Here is a 15,937-nt window from a genome sequence, read left to right on the forward strand (position 1 = left end):
CCCTCGACCATCCGGTCGAGGGGGCCTGCTTCCATCCCGCTGCGCTGCGGCCACGAGCTCCAGCGCAGCAGGACGGATTCCGCGCGGAGGCGCCGCCCGGGCGCGCCCTCAGCGGATGTCAGGCGAGAACGGCTGGCTGCCCGGTATGGCGCCCGGGTCCTCCGACTCGGCTTCGAAGTCCTCGTCGTCCGCCTCCGCCGCGCGGCGCTGCTGGTCCTCGGACTCCTCGAGCGAGGCCAGCAGGCGGAAGATCTCGTCCATCTCGAACACGGCCATGGGCGCCCTGGCGTTGAGCCGGATGCGCCGCGCCCCCGAGTCCAGGGCCATGCGCAGGACATCGCGTCCGGAGGCCGCACGGGACTCGAGGCTGCGGTCCAGGGCCGCGACCTCGGCCACGGAGGTGAAGACGTAGAGCGTGTCCGCGGTGCCGTCGTCGTTCGAGGCGAAGACCGGCGGCGGGACGGAGCCGTCCTGCGGGGGCTCGGTGGCCACGAGCAGCCTGGACTCGCGCCCGACCATGCCGCCGAGGATCTGCGGGATGCTGCCGGAGACCAGACCGCCCTTGACGACGTCGTTGTGCGGCGAGGACAGGGCCCACTGGATCTGCCGACGCGGGATGCGGCAGGAGGCCTTCCCCGGATCGACCACCAGGTGGTCGTACTGCTCGTCCTGCATCAGGATCTGCAGCGGCACGAGCGTCGGCTGGCGCAGCAGCGTGGGCTCGCCGGCCTCCTGGCCCGAGAACCGCCGGAAGGCCTCCCGGGCCTCCTCCTCCGAGGTGAACACTGCCAGACCCACCGCGCCGTCCTGATCGCGCAGGCTCTGCAGCCGGATCGTCGACTCGGGACCGGGCTGGGCTCCCTCCGCATCGGGCACCAGGTCGGAGCCGCTGGCATCGAGCACCACGGTCCCCTGCATGGCCTGGCGGAGGACCTCGATCATCCCCTCCTCCGAAGGGGCGGCGGCGAAGCCGAGCACGGCTTCGCGCAGCAGCGGATTGACGGTGGACCCGTCCACCGCGGAGGCGACGTCCTCCGGGGCCAGCACGGGGATGCTCACGTCCGCCTGCGCGGCCATCTCGGCCAGCCACGACGGGACCCGGTCCTCCGTGCGCGGGAAGCGCTCGAGGTGCGCGAGGGCGTCCTCGAGCCCGTACGGGCCCTCCTCCCCGAGGACCTCCGGGCGCTCGTCGTAGACGTGGTGGGCCGTGAAGCGGTGCTCGGGCTCCGGCCAGCCCTCGGCGATCACGATCACGCTGGTCGCGAACCAGGTGCCGCGTCCGGGACGGTAGCTCAGCGACTGCAGCCGCTCGATGCTGCGCAGCACGGGGCTCGCCGCATTGAGGGGGCCCACCGTGCCGGGCAGGACCCGGCCGTCGCGCTCCTCCGAGATCCGCAGCCACACGCGCCCGTCCTGCGGCTTGAGATCGAGGATCATCCGCTGCCAGCCGGGCCGGGCGTTGACGACGCTGAGCACCCACTGCCCGATCGTGCGCAGCTGCTGCTGCAGCAGCTCGGCGGTCTGGGCGTCGGTGCGCTGCTCGGCGCTGTGGCTGCCCGGACGGCGGCCGGAGGGCTCGGGAACGGGGGCGGGGGCGGGATCCTGAGTCATGGCTCAACCCTATCCAGGTCCTGCCACCGCCCGGGCGCGCTCTGCCTTGCTAGCCTGGGGCCCATGACGACATCACTGCAGCAGCTGATCGACGATTCGGTCTTCATCTCGACCGAGCACCAGGCCCGCCTGGCCGAACTGAGCCAGGGCGTCGAGTGGGACGTCGACTTCTCGGCAGCCTCGTTCACCCTGCAGTCCGACCCGCCGGTCACGCTGCGCCCCCACCTGCTGGGCACCGACTCCACCAGCCGCGGCTCGTGGATCTGGGCCTGGCAGGAGCTCGGGCACTTCCCTCCGGAGGTCGTCGCCGCCTCGGTGCAGGCCCGCCAGGCCGGCTCGCGCAGCGATGTCGAGGAGCTGATCGCCGATGAGATCCCCCGCGAGGACGGGCTGGCTCGTCGCCTCGCCCTGGCCGCGAAGTCCGTCACGGGGATCTGGGCCCACTACCCCGCCGGCGTGGGAGGCCAGGTCACCGCGTGGCTGCTGCTCGAGGGCCCCGAGCTCGAGCTGCCCGCGCTGGACGTCGAGACCATGATGCGCGTGATCGCCGAGGCGCTGCAGACCGGCACCGCCGAGGACCACTGCCGCGCAGTGGACTCCTACATCCGCCTGCGCGGCGCTCACATCGACTGGGACGGCGAGACCACCTGCGTCATCACGACCCGCTCCGGCGCCCAGCGGCTGTGGTTCGAGGACCGGAAGATCGATGCCGCCGAGTCCGCCGATCCCCTGGTCGGGGAGCAGGAGCTCAGCGTCCTCGAGGAGGAGGCCGTCTCCCGCCGTGAGGCCCTGCGCGCCGATCGCGACGATGCGCTGCGTCTGGCCGCTGCGGAGGCCGAGCGCGATCGCGCCGCCCGCCAGGCCGACGAGCAGGCTCGCCGGGAGGCCACCGCCGCCCAGGAGCGCGCCGAGCAGGAGCCGGCGGCTCCCGCCGCCGATGCCGAGCAGACCCCGCTTCCCGACCAGCTCTCCCGCGAGGAGCTCGAGGCCCCCGTGCCGGCCTCCGAGCAGCCCGAGATCCAGGACGACGAGCCCGCCTACGAGATCTCCCACGACGAGCCGGAGCAGCCGCGCGAGGACGAGCCGACCGTCACCTACGGCGGTGCTGCCGCCGAGGACGACCTCCCCTACGACCAGGATCCGCGCCGCGACGTGGCTCCCGGCGAGGTCACGACCTCCACGGTGCCCGTGGCCGAGACCCCGGACGTGGCCGAGACCCCGGACGAGGCGGAGACCTCGGACGAGGACTCCCACGACGACGAGCGCTCTTCCGAGGAGGCTGCGGCCGCCTCTGCCGAGCAGGACCGTCCGGAGGCTCGGGAGGCCGAGACCGTCGAGCGCGTCGATGCCGAGGACCTGCGCCGCCAGGACTCCGAGCGCACCGTCGCCCCGGTCGAGGACCCTCAGGACGCCACCGTCGACGACGAGGCCGCCGAGCGGACCCGCCCGGCCGAGGACGACCAGCCGCGCAAGAAGGGCTTCCTGAGCCGCTTCTTCGGACGGTGAGTCTGACGCCGGACCCGGTCCCGACCTCCGGTCCGGCCCCGGAGGTCGTCGACGTCCGCCATGTGCGCAGCCCCCGCGCGGGGCTGGCACAGGGCATCGCCGCCTACACCTTCTGGGGCGTGCTCCCGCTGTACTTCGTGGCGCTGGCGCCTGCCGGCCCCTGGGAGATCGTCTCCATGCGCATCGGGTTCGCGCTGGTGCTGTGCATGATCATGCTCGGGGTCTTCCGGCAGTTCGGCCGCTTCGCGGCGGCGCTGGCCCAGCCGCGAGTGCTCGGCCTCCTCGCGCTGGCCGCCGTGCTCGTGGGGATGAACTGGACGCTCTACACGATCGCCACGACCTCCGGGCACACGCTCGAGGCTTCGCTGGGGTACTTCATCAACCCCCTGGTCTCGATCCTGCTGGGCGTCCTGGTGCTGCGTGAGCGGCTGCGGCCCCTCCAGTGGGGCGCCCTGATCCTGGGGGCGACTGCTGTGCTGGTCATGTCGGTCTTCTACGGCCAGGTCCCCTGGATGTCGCTCGGGCTGGCCTTCACCTTCGGCTTCTACGGGCTCGTGAAGTCCATGGTCGGCAGCAGCTGGCCCGCCCTGGTGACCCTGTCGGTCGAGACGCTCGTGCTGCTGATCCCGTCCTCGATCATCGTGGGGCTGCTGATCAGCCGCGATGCGCTGGTCTTCGGCACCGCCGGCCCGGCCAACACGGCCCTCATGATCGGCACGGGCGTGATCACCGTGGGCCCGCTGCTGCTGTTCGGGCTCGCGGCCTCCAACCTCCCGCTGTCCGCAGTGGGCATGCTGCAGTACATCGCCCCGATCCTGCAGTTCATCGTGGCGGTGGTCATCCTGCACGAGGCCATGCCGCCGGAGCGCTGGGCCGGGTTCTTCGTCGTCTGGGCCGCCGTCGTGCTGATGATCGCCGACGCGGTCCTCGCCGGGCGTCGCCGCCGCCGCGACCGCGCAGCCGAGCCCATCGAGGCGCGCCCCCTCAGCTGAGCCGGCCACCGCGCGGAGCACGGCCTCGGGACAGAGACGACGAGTCGCGCCCGAGCACGAGGCCCCTGCCTCCGGCTGCCCGTCAGGCAGCGGAGGCAGGGGCCTCTGCGGTTCGCCGGAGCCCGCACAGAGCGGTTGCCGGTCTCAGTCGTCCTGCTCCTCCGGGGAGTTGCGCAGGTGCAGCAGCGAGGCGAGCAGGCCGCCCCAGACCGTCACCATGGCGACGATCATCATGATCACGGCGGTGGTGCTCATCGGACGTTCTCCTCGTTCTCAGCGGGAATCTCGGTGCGGGCGCCGGGCTCGGAGCCCTGTTCCCAGGGGCTACGGGGGCCGTCCTGCAGCGGGGAGTGCCCGGAGGTCCCGAGCAGGCGCCGATCCAGCACGGAGTCCAGGATGGCCGGGGCCGGGGACTGCTGGGAGGCGCGCGAGCGCTCGGACCAGGGGATGCGGGTCATCAGCCAGGACAGCACCGGCAGCGCCAGCGCCATGCCCCAGCCGAACACGCCGACATACCAGCTCGGGTATCCCCCGTAGCCCTCGGACAGGGTCACGGACAGCTGGCCGATCAGGGAGTAGCCCAGCACGACGACGCCCAGGCCGCCGACCAGCAGCATCCAGGTGCGCCCGAGCTTGAAGGTGGACACCGAGTTGAGGTGATCGCGCAGCACCGGCAGTGCCGTCAGCCCGGCGGTGAGCAGCACGACCGCCACCAGGGCCACGAGCATGATGCCGTAGTTGTTCACGAAGGCGTCGGCGACGTCCAGCAGGCTCAGGCCCGTGGTCGTGGGCAACAGCGCAAGGGAGACGATCGCCAGCGGGACGGTGACCACCAGGACGGCCGGCACGCGGGTCAGGCCCAGCTTGTCCTGGAAGCCCGCGATGATGACCTCCACGATCGAGATCAGCGAGGTGAACCCGGCGAAGGTCAGGGCCCCGAAGAACAGGACGCCGATCAGGGTGCCGGCGGGCGCCTCCGAGATGATCGTGGGGAAGGCGATGAAGGCCAGGCCGATGCCGTTGGTCGCGACGTCGCCGACGGCGACTCCGGACGCGCTGGCCATGAAGCCCAGGGCGGCGAAGACGCCGATGCCCGCGAGGATCTCGAAGCTCGAGTTCGCGAAGCCGACCACCAGCGCGGAGCTGGTGAGATCGGTCTTGGGCTTGAGGTAGGAGGCGTAGGTGACCATGATCCCGAAGCCCACGGACAGCGAGAAGAAGATCTGGCCGTAGGCGGCCATCCACACCGACGGGTTGGACAGCGCCGACCAGTCCGGGGTGAACAGGGCGTCCAGGCCCATGCCCGCCCCGTCCAGGGTCAGGGAGATGACCACCATGACGACGAACATCACGATCAGCAGCGGCAGGAAGATCACGTTGAAGCGGCCGATGCCCTTCTGCACGCCCAGCGACATCACGACGATCAGCACGCCCCACACGAGGATCATGCCGATGAGCACCTGGGGCACGAAGTCGAAGCTCGGGGCGACGGTCTCGGCGACCTGGAGGTACTGGCCCATCAGGAAGCCCTCGGGGTCATCGCCCCAGGCCTTGGTGAAGGAGAAGATCGTGTAGGACCCTGCCCAGGCCAGGATCGCGGCGTAGTACACGGCGATGACGCAGCAGATGGCCAGCTGCCACCAGCCCAGGACCTCCGCCTTGGGGTGCAGGCGGCGGAAGGCCAGCGGGGCGGAGGCGCGGAAGCGGTGTCCCACGGCGTAGTCCAGCATGAGCAGCGGCAGGCCGGCCGAGAGCAGCGCGACCAGGTACGGGATCATGAAGGCGCCGCTGCCGTTGTCGTAGGCGATGTACGGGAAGCGCCAGATGTTGCCCAGGCCGATGGCGGAGCCCATGGCGGCCAGGATGAAGACGGTGCGGCTGGAGAAGGCTTCGCGCTCGTGCGAGGAGCGGACCTCCGTGGTCGCGGAAGCGTTGGGTGAGGACACGTTCCACCTCGAGAAATCAGGGCTCGACGGCGCGTGTGCGTCCCGCCGCCTCGGTCATCGAGGTCATGCCCCGGGAATCGGGATCATTTCAGCGGTGCATTTATACCGCATTCTCAGGAACGGCGGTGAACCATGTCACGCCCGAAGGCCTCCAGCGCCGAGCGAGCGGCCGAGGCGGGCAGCGGCTCCAGGGCCCGCAGGGCGTCGTCGACCCACTCCTGCGCGACGGCCCACGACCGCTCGACGGCCTCGTGCCCGCAGATCGCCTCGACGGCGGCGGCCAGGGCGTCGTCGCTGGTCAGATCTGCGTCCACGAGGTCGAGGACGCGCGCCGCGGAGGCATCGCCGTCCTCTGCCATGCGCCGCAGCATGAGCACCGGCAGGGTGAGCACGCCCTCGCGCAGGTCCGTGCCGGTGGTCTTGCCGGTGACCTCCGAGGGCGAGGTGATGTCGATGATGTCGTCGGCCAGCTGGAAGGCCACGCCGATGCGCTCGCCATAGGTCTCCATGGCGGCGCGCACGTGCTCGTCCGCACCGGAGAGGCCTGCGCCGTAGATCCCGCACGCGGCGATCAGCGAGCCGGTCTTGCCCGCCAGCACCTCGAGGTAGTGCTCGAGGGCATCCGTGCCCTCCGGGACGCCGGAGGTCTCCTTGAGCTGGCCCTCGACCAGTCGGGCGAAGGCGTTGGCCTGGACCTTGAAGGAGTCCCCGGGCAGCTCGGCCACCAGGGACGAGGCGCGGGCGAAGATGAGATCGCCGGTCAGGATCGCGACCGAGTTGCCCCACACCGTGTGCGCGGCCTCGACTCCGCGGCGGACGGGGGCGGAGTCCATGACGTCGTCGTGGTACAGCGAGGCCAGGTGGGTCAGCTCGACGACCACAGCGGCGTCGACGACGTCGTCGTTGATGCCCCCGCCCACCTGGGCGCTGAGCAGCGTCAGCAGCGGGCGCACCCGCTTGCCGCCTGCCTGCAGCAGGTGCGAGGACGTCACCTGGATCAGCGGATCCGTGCTGCGCACGCACTCGGCCAGTCGGTCCTCGATCGCCGAGAGGCCTTCGAGCAGCTGCGGTCCCAGCACCTCGTCCTGAGCGACGGCGGCGAAGCTCGGGGGCAGGATGCCCGACAGCGAGTCGTCGGGGCGCGCGGGGGCCTGGGAGGAGTCAGTCACGATCGGACACTCTACTTCGTCGGGGACGGCTTCTGGAGGTGCTCGTCCGGGATCCCGGACGCGCGCCTCCGGTTGGAGGTGGCCGGGGTGAGGGCGTCCAGCAGCGCGATGGCCCGGTCCTCCCAGGTGTGCGCCGGGCGGTCGCTGAGCTCGGTCATGACCTGCACCACGAAGCGCATCAGCGCGGGCAAGGACATGCCGGTGGCGACGGCGGCCTTCATGATCCGCGGCCGCCCGATCAGCTGCGCCAGCGCGCGCCCCTGGGTGAAGTGGGCTCCCCATTCGTCCTGCAGCAGCTGCGGATAGCGCGCCAGGACCACGTCGCGCTGAGCCGGGCCGTTGGCCCCGGCGGCCTCGTGGATCTGCTCGGCGGCCAGGCGCGCCGACTGCATGGCATTCGAGATGCCCTCGCCGTTGAACGCCGAGACCAGTCCCGCGGAGTCGCCGAGCAGCATCATCCCGGGCACCCAGTGCGGCGTGCGGGAGAAGGCCATGGGCAGTGCAGCCGAGAGGATGCGGCCGCGCTGATGCTCGGAATCGAACGTCCACTGGCTGGGCATGGAGGCCGCCCAGTCCTGCAGCACGCGTCGGTAGTCCGTGCCGCGGAAGGCCTTGGAGGTGCTGAGCATGCCCAGGCCCACGTTGGCGGTGCCGTCGCCGGCGCCGAAGACCCAGCCGTAGCCGGGCAGCAGGGAGCCCGAGGGGTCCGTGCCGTCGCGCAGCTCGAGCCAGCCCTCCATCCACTCGATGTCCGTGCGCGGGGACTCGTAGTAGCCGCGCACGGCCACGCCCATCAGCCGGTCCGGATCGCGATGCAGGCCCGAGCTGACGGCCGTGCGCGAGGAGACGCCGTCGGCGGCCAGGACCAGATCGCCGAGATGGCGCTCGGTCTCGCCGGTGCGCCGACCGTCCGCACCGAGCACCGAGGCGTCGGCACCGATCACGCGGCCGTCGTCGTCGCGGACCACGGAGGTCACGGAGCGGTGCTCGATCAGCCGGGCACCGGCCGCCTCGGCGTGGCGGGCCAGGTGCTGGTCGAAGCCCGAGCGGGGCCGCACCAGCCCGTAGGACGGGAAGTCGGTCAGCTCGGGCCAGGGGACCTCGATCGCGCGGTCGCGGGCGCACAGCCTCAGCCCGCGATTGGCGCGATAGCCGTTCTGCGCGCCGTGCGGCAGGTCCATGAGCTGCATCTCGTGCACGGCACGCGGAGTGAGGCCGTCGCCGCAGACCTTCTCGCGCGGATGCGCCGTCTTCTCCAGGACCACGACCTCATGGCCGTGGGCGGCGAGCCAGTAGGCGGCGGTGGATCCCGCAGGACCGCCGCCGGCGATCACGACCTTCACGCCAGATCGATGGTGGGCGCGCCGTAGGTGTGCTCGAGCGACTTCACCGCGTGATGCAGGGCCACGATGCCGCCGGTGAGATTGCGGTAGCGCACCTCCTGCCACCCGACCTCGCTCAGGTGCTCGGACAGCGTCTCCTGGTCCGGCCAGTCGCGGATGGACTCGGCCAGGTACTCGTAGGCCTCCGGGTTGGAGGTCACCTTCTGCGCGATGCCCGGGATCGCGCGGACCAGGTACTCGCTGTAGAGCGTGCGGAAGGGCTTGAAGACCGGCGTGGAGAACTCGCAGATCACCAGGCGCCCGCCCGGCTTGGTCACGCGCAGCATCTCGAACAGGGCCTGGCGGTGCTCGGCGATGTTGCGCAGACCGAACGAGATCGTCACGGCGTCGAAGGTCTCGTCGGCGAACGGCAGGTGCGTGGCGTCCGCCTGGATGAAGTCGATGTCCGGGCGGCGATCGCGCCCGACGCGCAGCATGCCCTCGGAGAGGTCCACGGCGACGACCTCCGCGCCGGCATCCACGAACGGCTCCGAGGAGGTCCCCGTGCCGGCGGCGACGTCGAGCACGCGCTCGCCGGGGACCGCGCCCACAGCGCTGGTGACAGCACGGCGCCAGCCCCTGGTCTGGCCCAGGGCGAGGATGTCGTTGGCGAGGTCGTACCGCGGGGCCACCTGATCGAACATGGAGGCGACGGCGTCGGTGCGCTTGGACAGGTCTGCACGATTCACGGGCTCCATTGTGGCACCGCCGCCCGACAGCCCGAACCGACATGCCCCGCGGCCGCGGCCTACACTGAGCCGCTATGCCCGTCAGCCACTGCTCACCCGCCCCGTCGGCCCTGCGCCGAAGCCTCACCATGCCCCTCGAGCAGCTGCCCGACGCACTGCCCACGGTCCTGCACGAAGACGCGGATCTGCGCGCCATGCTGCCCGCAGGACCCGAGGCCTGCTGGACGATCGGCGGCCTGGGGCTGATCGGCTTCGGTCGGGCGGCCTCGTTCGCGATCACCGGCGAGGACCGGTTCACGGGCGCCCGGGCATGGTGGGACGACGTCGTGGACGGGCTGCGGATCGAGGATCCGCTGCAGCGCTCGGCCACCGGCCCCGTGGCCTTCGGCGCATTCGCCTTCGCGCGCTCCTCCCAGCGCCGCTCCGGGCTGGTGGTCCCCGAGCTGGTGCTGGGCCGCGACGGCGACGGCGCCTGGGCGACCCTGGTCTCCTCCTCCCCCGATCCCCTGGGGCCCGACGACATCGCGGAGGCCGTCCGCCGCCTGATCCAGCTCCCGGACGGGCCCGCCCCCGAGACCGCGGCGCCGCGCGCCCTCGAGGATCCTGCTGCCCAGGCAACGTGGCTGGATGGGGTGGCCTCCGGGATCGAGGAGATCCGCTCCGGGAGCCTCGAGAAGATCGTGCTGGCACGGCGCGTCCCGGTGCGCGCGGCCGAGGGCTCGCAGCTGGACATGCCGAGGGCGCTGAGCCGCCTGGCCGCCGACTACGACCGCTGCTGGACCTACACCGTGGACATCCTCGGCCGGCCGAGCCCGGACGGCGGTCGGGCCTTCGGAGCCACGCCCGAGCGGCTGGTGCGCGTGCTCGACGGCGCCGTGCACGCCCGGGTGCTGGCCGGCACCGTCGCGCGGGCGTCGTCAGGTCCCGCGAGCGCCGCCGAGCGGGCCTGGGCACACGAGCGGCTCATGGAGAACGCCAAGCAGCGCTCGGAGCACGAGTTCGCGATCGCCTCGTTCCTTGAGGGGATCGCCGCCTACACGGACGCGGTGCGCTCCTCGACCGAGCCGTACCTGCTCGAGCTGCCCAACGTGTGGCACCTGGCCTCGGACGTGACCTGCGATCTGCGCCGCGGCCCCGACGGCACCGTGGCCTCCGCCCTCGAGCTGGTGGAGGCCGTGCACCCCACGGCCGCCGTGTGCGGTACGCCGACCGCCGCCGCGGCCGCTTCCATCGCCCGGCTCGAGGGGATGGATCGAGGCCTCTACGCAGGCCCCGTCGGCTGGGTCGATGCCCGGCACAACGGCGACTTCGGCATCGCCCTGCGCGGCGGGATCCTGGAGGACGCAGCGACCGCCGGCGTCTATGCCGGCTGCGGCATCGTGGGCGCCTCCGACCCCGCGGAGGAACTCGCCGAGACGCGCGCCAAGCTGCGTCCCGTGCTGGGGGCCCTGGGGGCCGAGTGAGGCCCATGTGCCGGATCATTCCAGCGATCCGACATGATCAGGGCTTATTGATATCCCAGACACCCCTAGAAGCACCTGGTGATATCCCAGGGATTTCCCTCATATGAACTGGATCACACCCCTGCGAGCATCGTGGCACTCGAAGAGGTCCGCCTCCTCGAGCCCGCTCGGCGAATCTGCCGCCGCGCCCAGACACGACGGAGAGATCGGGGACCCCTGTCCACGACCCAGACCCTCGCGACGGAGAACGGCTCGCTCGTGATGAAGACGGCCATCTGGGTGGCCGCCATCGCCTCGACCGCGCTGATCTTCGACGGCTATGACCTCGTGGTGTTCGGCACCGTGATGCCGACCCTCATGAACGACCCCTCGCAGATCGGCCCGCTGGATCCGTCCATCGCCGGAACCGTCGGATCGCTCGCTCTGATCGGCGTGCTGCTCGGATCGTTCGCCTCCGGATTCATCGGAGACATCCTCGGCCGCAAGCGCATGCTCATGAGCGGCATCGCCTGGTTCTCCAGCGGCATGGCCATCACCGCCCTGACCGGGACCGTCTTCACCTTCGGCCTGCTGCGCTTCCTCACCGGCCTGGGGCGGGGCCTGGTCATCGCGGTGGCCGGCGTGGGCAACCTGGGCACCCAGGTGCTGGTCTACGGCTTCCAGGCCAGCTACTACACCTCGAACGCCCGTGCCGCAGGCGCGGCCATGTGCGCCTCGCAGCAGTTCTACGTGTTCGCGGTGGTCGCGCTGCGCGGCACCATCGTCACGGTGCTGGTGCCGCGCAAGCACAACACCTACCTGATCGAGCGCCGCCTGGTGATCGACGGCGACGCGAAGCCGGAGGAGGTCCGGGCCGCTCGCGAGGCGGCCGCCGAGTCCCCGCTCGTCGAGGACGGCGCCTCCGTCCCGGCCCAGGGACCCCGCACCGGAGCCTGAGCAGCCGCGCGGCCGGCAGGCGCTTCAGCAGTCCTCCCAGGAGCTCATCCGCGCACGGCGCGGGTGAGCTCCTGGCTCATCTGCCGAAGACCGACGCGCTGGGCACGCACCACGACCGCGCTCACCCCCGGAGCCGGGTCGCGCAGCTGCTCCTCCAGCTCCTGGACGGTGCCCGCCTGATGCACGGGGATCCCGTAGCCGGCGCAGACCTCGGCCACCCGTGCGCTGGGCGGCGTGCCGAAGAAGCGCTCGACGATCTGCCCGTAGGCCCGGTGCTCCCCCAGCGCGCCGTGCTCGAGCGTGGCGAAGATGCCCCCGCCGCCGTCGTCGAGCACGACGATCTGCAGCTGCGGGGCCCGTTCGCCGCGCAGGCTCAGCAGCGAACCGGCATCGTGCAGCAGGGTGAGATCGCCGAGCAGGACCCGGACCGGACGCCCGGAGGACAGCGCAGCCCCGGCAGCCGTGGCGACCAGTCCGTCGATCCCGGCCAGTCCCCGGTTCGCCAGGACCTCCACGCCCTCGTCGGCGCGGGGATCAGGCTGGCCCAGCAGGTCCAGATCGCGGATCGGATTCGACGAGCCCATCACCAGCAGTCGGCCGTCGGCGCGGCATGCCTCCCAGACGGCCCGTGCGGTCAGCGGACCGGGGACCCCGTCGCTGACGGAAGCCGCCCGCTGCAGGACCTCGAGCGCACGACGCTGGCCCTCGGCCCCGGCTCTGCTCCAGGCCTCGGTCCACTCCCGCGGAGCCCGCCCGAGGAATGCGGCCGCCTCAGCCGCCGTCGTGAGCTCGCGCTCAGACCTGCGGCCGTCGTCGAACCACGGGACCGGCCGGGGCCGCCATGCCGCGACCTCCACCCCGCGACGCTGCAGCAGCGCGGCCACCGGGCGCGAGAGCGTGGGGCGTCCGACCAGCAGGACGCGCTCGATGCCCTCGCCGAGCGCGGTGTCCAGCAGGGCACGGTAGGGGCCGATGGCCGTGGAGCCGCGACGGGCCTGAGAGGACGGCTCGGCCAGGAGCGGAGTCCCGAGCGCCTCGGCCAGCTGAGCGGCGCCCGCTCCTGCACCATCGCCGGCGACCAGCACGCTGCGCCGCAGGCCGTCCGGCTCCTCCGGGAGCCTGATCTCGGCAGGATCCAGCGGCGGGATCTCCACGGACAGGCGCAGCCGATCGGCGAGCTCTTCTGCCTGATCCGCAGCGCCGGCGGGGGCATCGGCGGCGTCGTCCGCACGCGGCTGCCCCGGGGTCGCCGCGGTCGATCCGGGACCTTCATCGTCCGCAGCATCCTCGGTCGGCGGCTGCGGCTGCAGCGGATCGCGCAGCGCGACGTTCAGGTGCACGGGCCCCGCCGGAGCCTCGTGCCCTTCCGATCGGAGCGCGGCGAGCGCGGGGGCCAGGGTCTCCAGCACCAGCCCGCGCAGCGCCTGCGGATCGTGCGCCGAGTCCTCGAGCACCACATCGAGCTCGACGCGCACGAAGCCCGCGAAGATCCCGGGCTGCACGGTGGTCTGGTTCGCCCCGGTGCCGCGCAGCTCCGGCGGTCGGTCGGCGGTGATCGCCACGAGCGGGACCCCTGCATGATGGGCCTCCATGACCGCCGGCAGCAGGTTCCCGGCGGCGGTGCCCGATGTCGTCACGACGGCCGCGGGACGCCCCGTGGCCCGAGCCGCGCCCAGGGCGTGGAAGGCCGCCGAGCGCTCGTCGAGGCGCACGTGCACCGACAGGTCGCGTCCGTCGCGACGGGCGGCCTCGTAGGCGAACGGGGCCGAGCGGGAGCCGGGGCACACGAACAGCTCGCGCAGCCCGGAGTCGGTGAGCCCGTCCAGGACGGCGGCGGCGGTCAGCAGGGCGTCGGAGGTCATCCGCTCACCCTACTGACCGCCGGCTGCCGTCGGAGGTGCCTCAGTCCGTGTAGGACCGTCGAGCGCGACGCGCCTTGTCGCGGATGGCCTTGGTCGAACGGCCCTTGTAGCCCTCCATCTCCAGACCGCGCGCCGACTTGCGCTCACGGGCGAGCTCCTTGCCGCGGCCGAACTGCCCGCGGCCCTTGCCGGTCGAGTAGACCTGCACGACCGAAGGGCGGGCCAGAGAGAACTTGCCGTCGCCCTGGCGGGTCTTGAGCACGTAGTCCGGGAAGTACGAGCGCGGATCCTCGAAGGTGCCATCCTCGCCCGGGTGCTGGACGGCCACGTAGGCCATCTGCTCCTTGTCGTGGATGACCGGGCCGCAGGTCTCGGCGTCCTGCGGGACGGAGAGGAACTGCTCGACCAGACCGCGCTCGCGCCCCTCGAGGCCCACCCGGAACAGCCCGTCGTTGTAGCCGATCGTGCCGGGAGCCCCGTCGGTCGAGATCCAGAGGTGGCCCTCGGCGTCGAAGGCGACGTTGTCCGGGCAGGAGATCGGCGAGACCCGATCCGCCGGGAAGCCCGCGAAGTAGGTCGACGAGTTGGCGGCCGGGTCGCCGCAGACCAGCAGGATCGACCAGTGGAAGGTCGTGCCGCCGGAGTTCGCCGCGTCCTCGGTGAGCTCGATGATGTGCCCGTCGCGGTTGCTGCTGCGCGGGTTGGCCTCGTCCGCCGCCGCCTTGCCCGGGGTGCCCCGCTCGGTGTTGTTCGTGCAGGCCACATAGACCTTGCCGGTGTGCGGGTTGGGCTCGACGTCCTCGGGGCGGTCCATCTTGGTGGCGCCGACCTTGTCGCCCGCCAGGCGGGTGTGCACGAGCACGTCCTCGACGGACATGCCCTGGACCTTCGACTTGCCGCCGACGACCAGGGGCAGCCACTGTCCCTTGCCGTCGAACGCGCCGTCGGAGGGCAGGCGCCCGGAGCCGTCGATCTCCTTCTCGGAGTCGCCGGTGAACTTGGCGACGTAGAGATCGCCCTCGGACAGCAGCGTCATGTTGTGGCGGCGGTCGCCCTGCTTGTGCTTCTTGGCCGAGACGAACTTGTACAGGTAGTCGAAGCGCTGGTCATCGCCCGAGTAGGCGACCACGGTGCCGTCCGCGGCCACGTAGACGTTGGCGCCCTCGTGCTTGAAGCGGCCCATGGAGGTGTGCTTGACCGGGGTCGACGACGGATCCTGCGGGTCGATCTCCACGACCCAGCCGAAGCGATTGATCTCGTTCTCGTAGCCCTCGTTGTTGCCGTCCCAGCGGGGGTCCACGAGATCCCAGCGGCGCGAGGTCGGCTTGGTGCCGATGCCGTAGCGGGTGGCCTCCGGGGAGGCCTTGGCGGTGAGGACGTTGTTGATGTTCTCCTCGCCGGACAGGACCGTGCCCCACGGGGTCACGCCGCCCGAGCAGTTGTTCTGGGTGCCCAGCACGAGCCTGCCGGTGGGATCGGCCACGGTCTTGAGCATGTCCGAGCCGGCGGCGGGGCCGTCGACGGAGAAGGGGGTGTCGGCGGTGATGCGCCGGTTGCGCCGACCGCCCACCACATAGGTCCAGGGCTGGCCGGGGGCCGAGCGCTCGATCTCCACGACCGCCATGCCGTGGGCTGCGATCCCGACGGCGGCCGTGCGCTCGAGATCGTTCTCGAGCTGATCGGCCGGGAACATGGTGTTCTCGTTCGTGTACTCGTGGTTGCACACGAGCACGCCGGTGCGGCCGCCGCGGTCCGGGATGATGTCGAGGTAGTCGTTGTTGAAGCCGAACTGCGCCTTCTGCGACTCGTAGGTCTGGTTCTGCGGGTCGAAGGCCGGGGAGTCGGCGAACAGCGGGTCGCCCCAGCGGATGATCGGCGACCAGTCGAAGCCCTCCGGGACGTTGAGGTCGTCGACCGCGGCATCCACGGGATCGATCGGCGTGAAGTCCATCCTGCCGCCGCGCTCGCCCCAGTAGGCGAAGGTCGCCTCGGCGCGGGTCCCGGTGGCCACGACGCCCACGGAGACCGCGGCGGCCGCACCCAGGCCCAGGGCCGAGCGGCGCGAGAGCGCCGTGGAGGCGACCTCGTGGAAGGTGGCGTTGTCGGACTGGTTGCAGTCCGGCTTGGCGCAGGCGGAGTCGCACTTCAGGGCGCAGGTCAGCGGCGAGCGCTTGCCGTTCGTGTGGCCGAGCATGGGCAGGAGCTGGTGGCGCATGGGTTCCCTCTCATCGGCCCGTCGGACGAGCGGCGGGCGTCGGTTCCTTCGTCGCAGACCACCTAACCCGTCGTGCGTGAGGGCCTGTTGGTCGCCGGGAGAACGCGCAGTGAACAGGACGACGACGGCAGAAAAAGGACAGGAAGCCATGCCGTATCCCCGATGA

General features: G+C 71.6%; 12 protein-coding genes. 4 read left to right on the plus strand and 8 right to left on the minus strand.

The window, feature by feature from the left end:
- Positions 1 to 108: 108 nt before the first annotated feature.
- Positions 109 to 1,611 carry an SseB family protein gene (locus JOE55_RS04835; RefSeq protein ID WP_204782176.1) on the minus strand — a complete coding sequence of 501 codons (1,503 nt, stop codon included), beginning with the start codon at positions 1,609 to 1,611 and terminating at the stop codon, positions 109 to 111.
- Positions 1,612 to 1,674: 63 nt separating this feature from the next.
- On the opposite strand from JOE55_RS04835, the gene JOE55_RS04840 reads away from it, so the two are divergent.
- A complete protein-coding gene (locus JOE55_RS04840; RefSeq protein WP_204782177.1) occupies positions 1,675 to 3,117 on the plus strand; it encodes a DUF6882 domain-containing protein in 1,443 nt (480 codons plus the stop codon).
- A complete protein-coding gene (gene rarD, locus JOE55_RS04845) occupies positions 3,114 to 4,109 on the plus strand; it encodes an EamA family transporter RarD (protein ID WP_204782178.1) in 996 nt (331 codons plus the stop codon). The genes JOE55_RS04840 and rarD overlap by 4 nt, the downstream gene beginning before the upstream one ends.
- Positions 4,110 to 4,253: 144 nt before the next feature.
- Here rarD and JOE55_RS04850 read toward each other — a convergent pair whose 3' ends face one another.
- The 5 genes from JOE55_RS04850 to JOE55_RS04870 all read right to left on the minus strand — a co-directional run bounded on the left by JOE55_RS04850 (position 4,254) and on the right by JOE55_RS04870 (position 9,295).
- Positions 4,254 to 4,364, minus strand: a complete 111-nt coding sequence (locus JOE55_RS04850) for a methionine/alanine import family NSS transporter small subunit (RefSeq protein WP_082677002.1) — start codon at positions 4,362 to 4,364, stop codon at positions 4,254 to 4,256.
- Positions 4,361 to 6,055: a sodium-dependent transporter gene (locus JOE55_RS04855; protein WP_204782179.1), complete on the minus strand. Its 1,695-nt coding sequence runs from the start codon at positions 6,053 to 6,055 to the stop codon at positions 4,361 to 4,363. Before JOE55_RS04855 ends, JOE55_RS04850 begins: the two co-directional genes overlap by 4 nt.
- 113 nt (positions 6,056 to 6,168) lie before the next feature.
- Positions 6,169 to 7,224 (minus strand): polyprenyl synthetase family protein, encoded by a 1,056-nt coding sequence (locus JOE55_RS04860; RefSeq protein WP_204782180.1) that lies wholly within the window; start codon positions 7,222 to 7,224, stop codon positions 6,169 to 6,171.
- An 11-nt stretch (positions 7,225 to 7,235) separates the two neighbouring features.
- Positions 7,236 to 8,567 (minus strand): geranylgeranyl reductase family protein, encoded by a 1,332-nt coding sequence (locus tag JOE55_RS04865; protein ID WP_204782181.1) that lies wholly within the window; start codon positions 8,565 to 8,567, stop codon positions 7,236 to 7,238.
- A complete protein-coding gene (locus JOE55_RS04870; RefSeq protein WP_204782182.1) occupies positions 8,564 to 9,295 on the minus strand; it encodes a demethylmenaquinone methyltransferase in 732 nt (243 codons plus the stop codon). The genes JOE55_RS04865 and JOE55_RS04870 overlap by 4 nt, the downstream gene beginning before the upstream one ends.
- Before the next feature lie 74 nt (positions 9,296 to 9,369).
- Between JOE55_RS04870 and JOE55_RS04875 the strand changes: the two genes are divergently transcribed.
- The gene (locus tag JOE55_RS04875) at positions 9,370 to 10,758 is read left to right on the plus strand and encodes an isochorismate synthase (RefSeq protein ID WP_204782183.1); all 1,389 of its coding nucleotides are present in this window, start codon (positions 9,370 to 9,372) and stop codon (positions 10,756 to 10,758) included.
- Between the two features lie 261 nt (positions 10,759 to 11,019).
- A complete protein-coding gene (locus JOE55_RS04880; RefSeq protein WP_239547091.1) occupies positions 11,020 to 11,694 on the plus strand; it encodes an MFS transporter in 675 nt (224 codons plus the stop codon).
- 44 nt (positions 11,695 to 11,738) lie between these two features.
- On the opposite strand, the gene menD is transcribed toward JOE55_RS04880, so the two are convergent.
- Together menD and JOE55_RS04890 are read right to left on the minus strand one after the other, a co-directional pair.
- Positions 11,739 to 13,556: a 2-succinyl-5-enolpyruvyl-6-hydroxy-3-cyclohexene-1-carboxylic-acid synthase gene (gene menD, locus JOE55_RS04885; RefSeq protein WP_204782185.1), complete on the minus strand. Its 1,818-nt coding sequence runs from the start codon at positions 13,554 to 13,556 to the stop codon at positions 11,739 to 11,741.
- A 40-nt stretch (positions 13,557 to 13,596) separates the two neighbouring features.
- Positions 13,597 to 15,771, minus strand: coding sequence for a PhoX family protein (locus tag JOE55_RS04890; protein ID WP_024289881.1), 2,175 nt, complete (start codon positions 15,769 to 15,771; stop codon positions 13,597 to 13,599).
- Between the last annotated feature and the right edge of the window lie 166 nt (positions 15,772 to 15,937).

The organism is Kocuria palustris (genome assembly GCF_016907795.1).
Lineage (GTDB): Bacteria > Actinomycetota > Actinomycetes > Actinomycetales > Micrococcaceae > Kocuria > Kocuria palustris.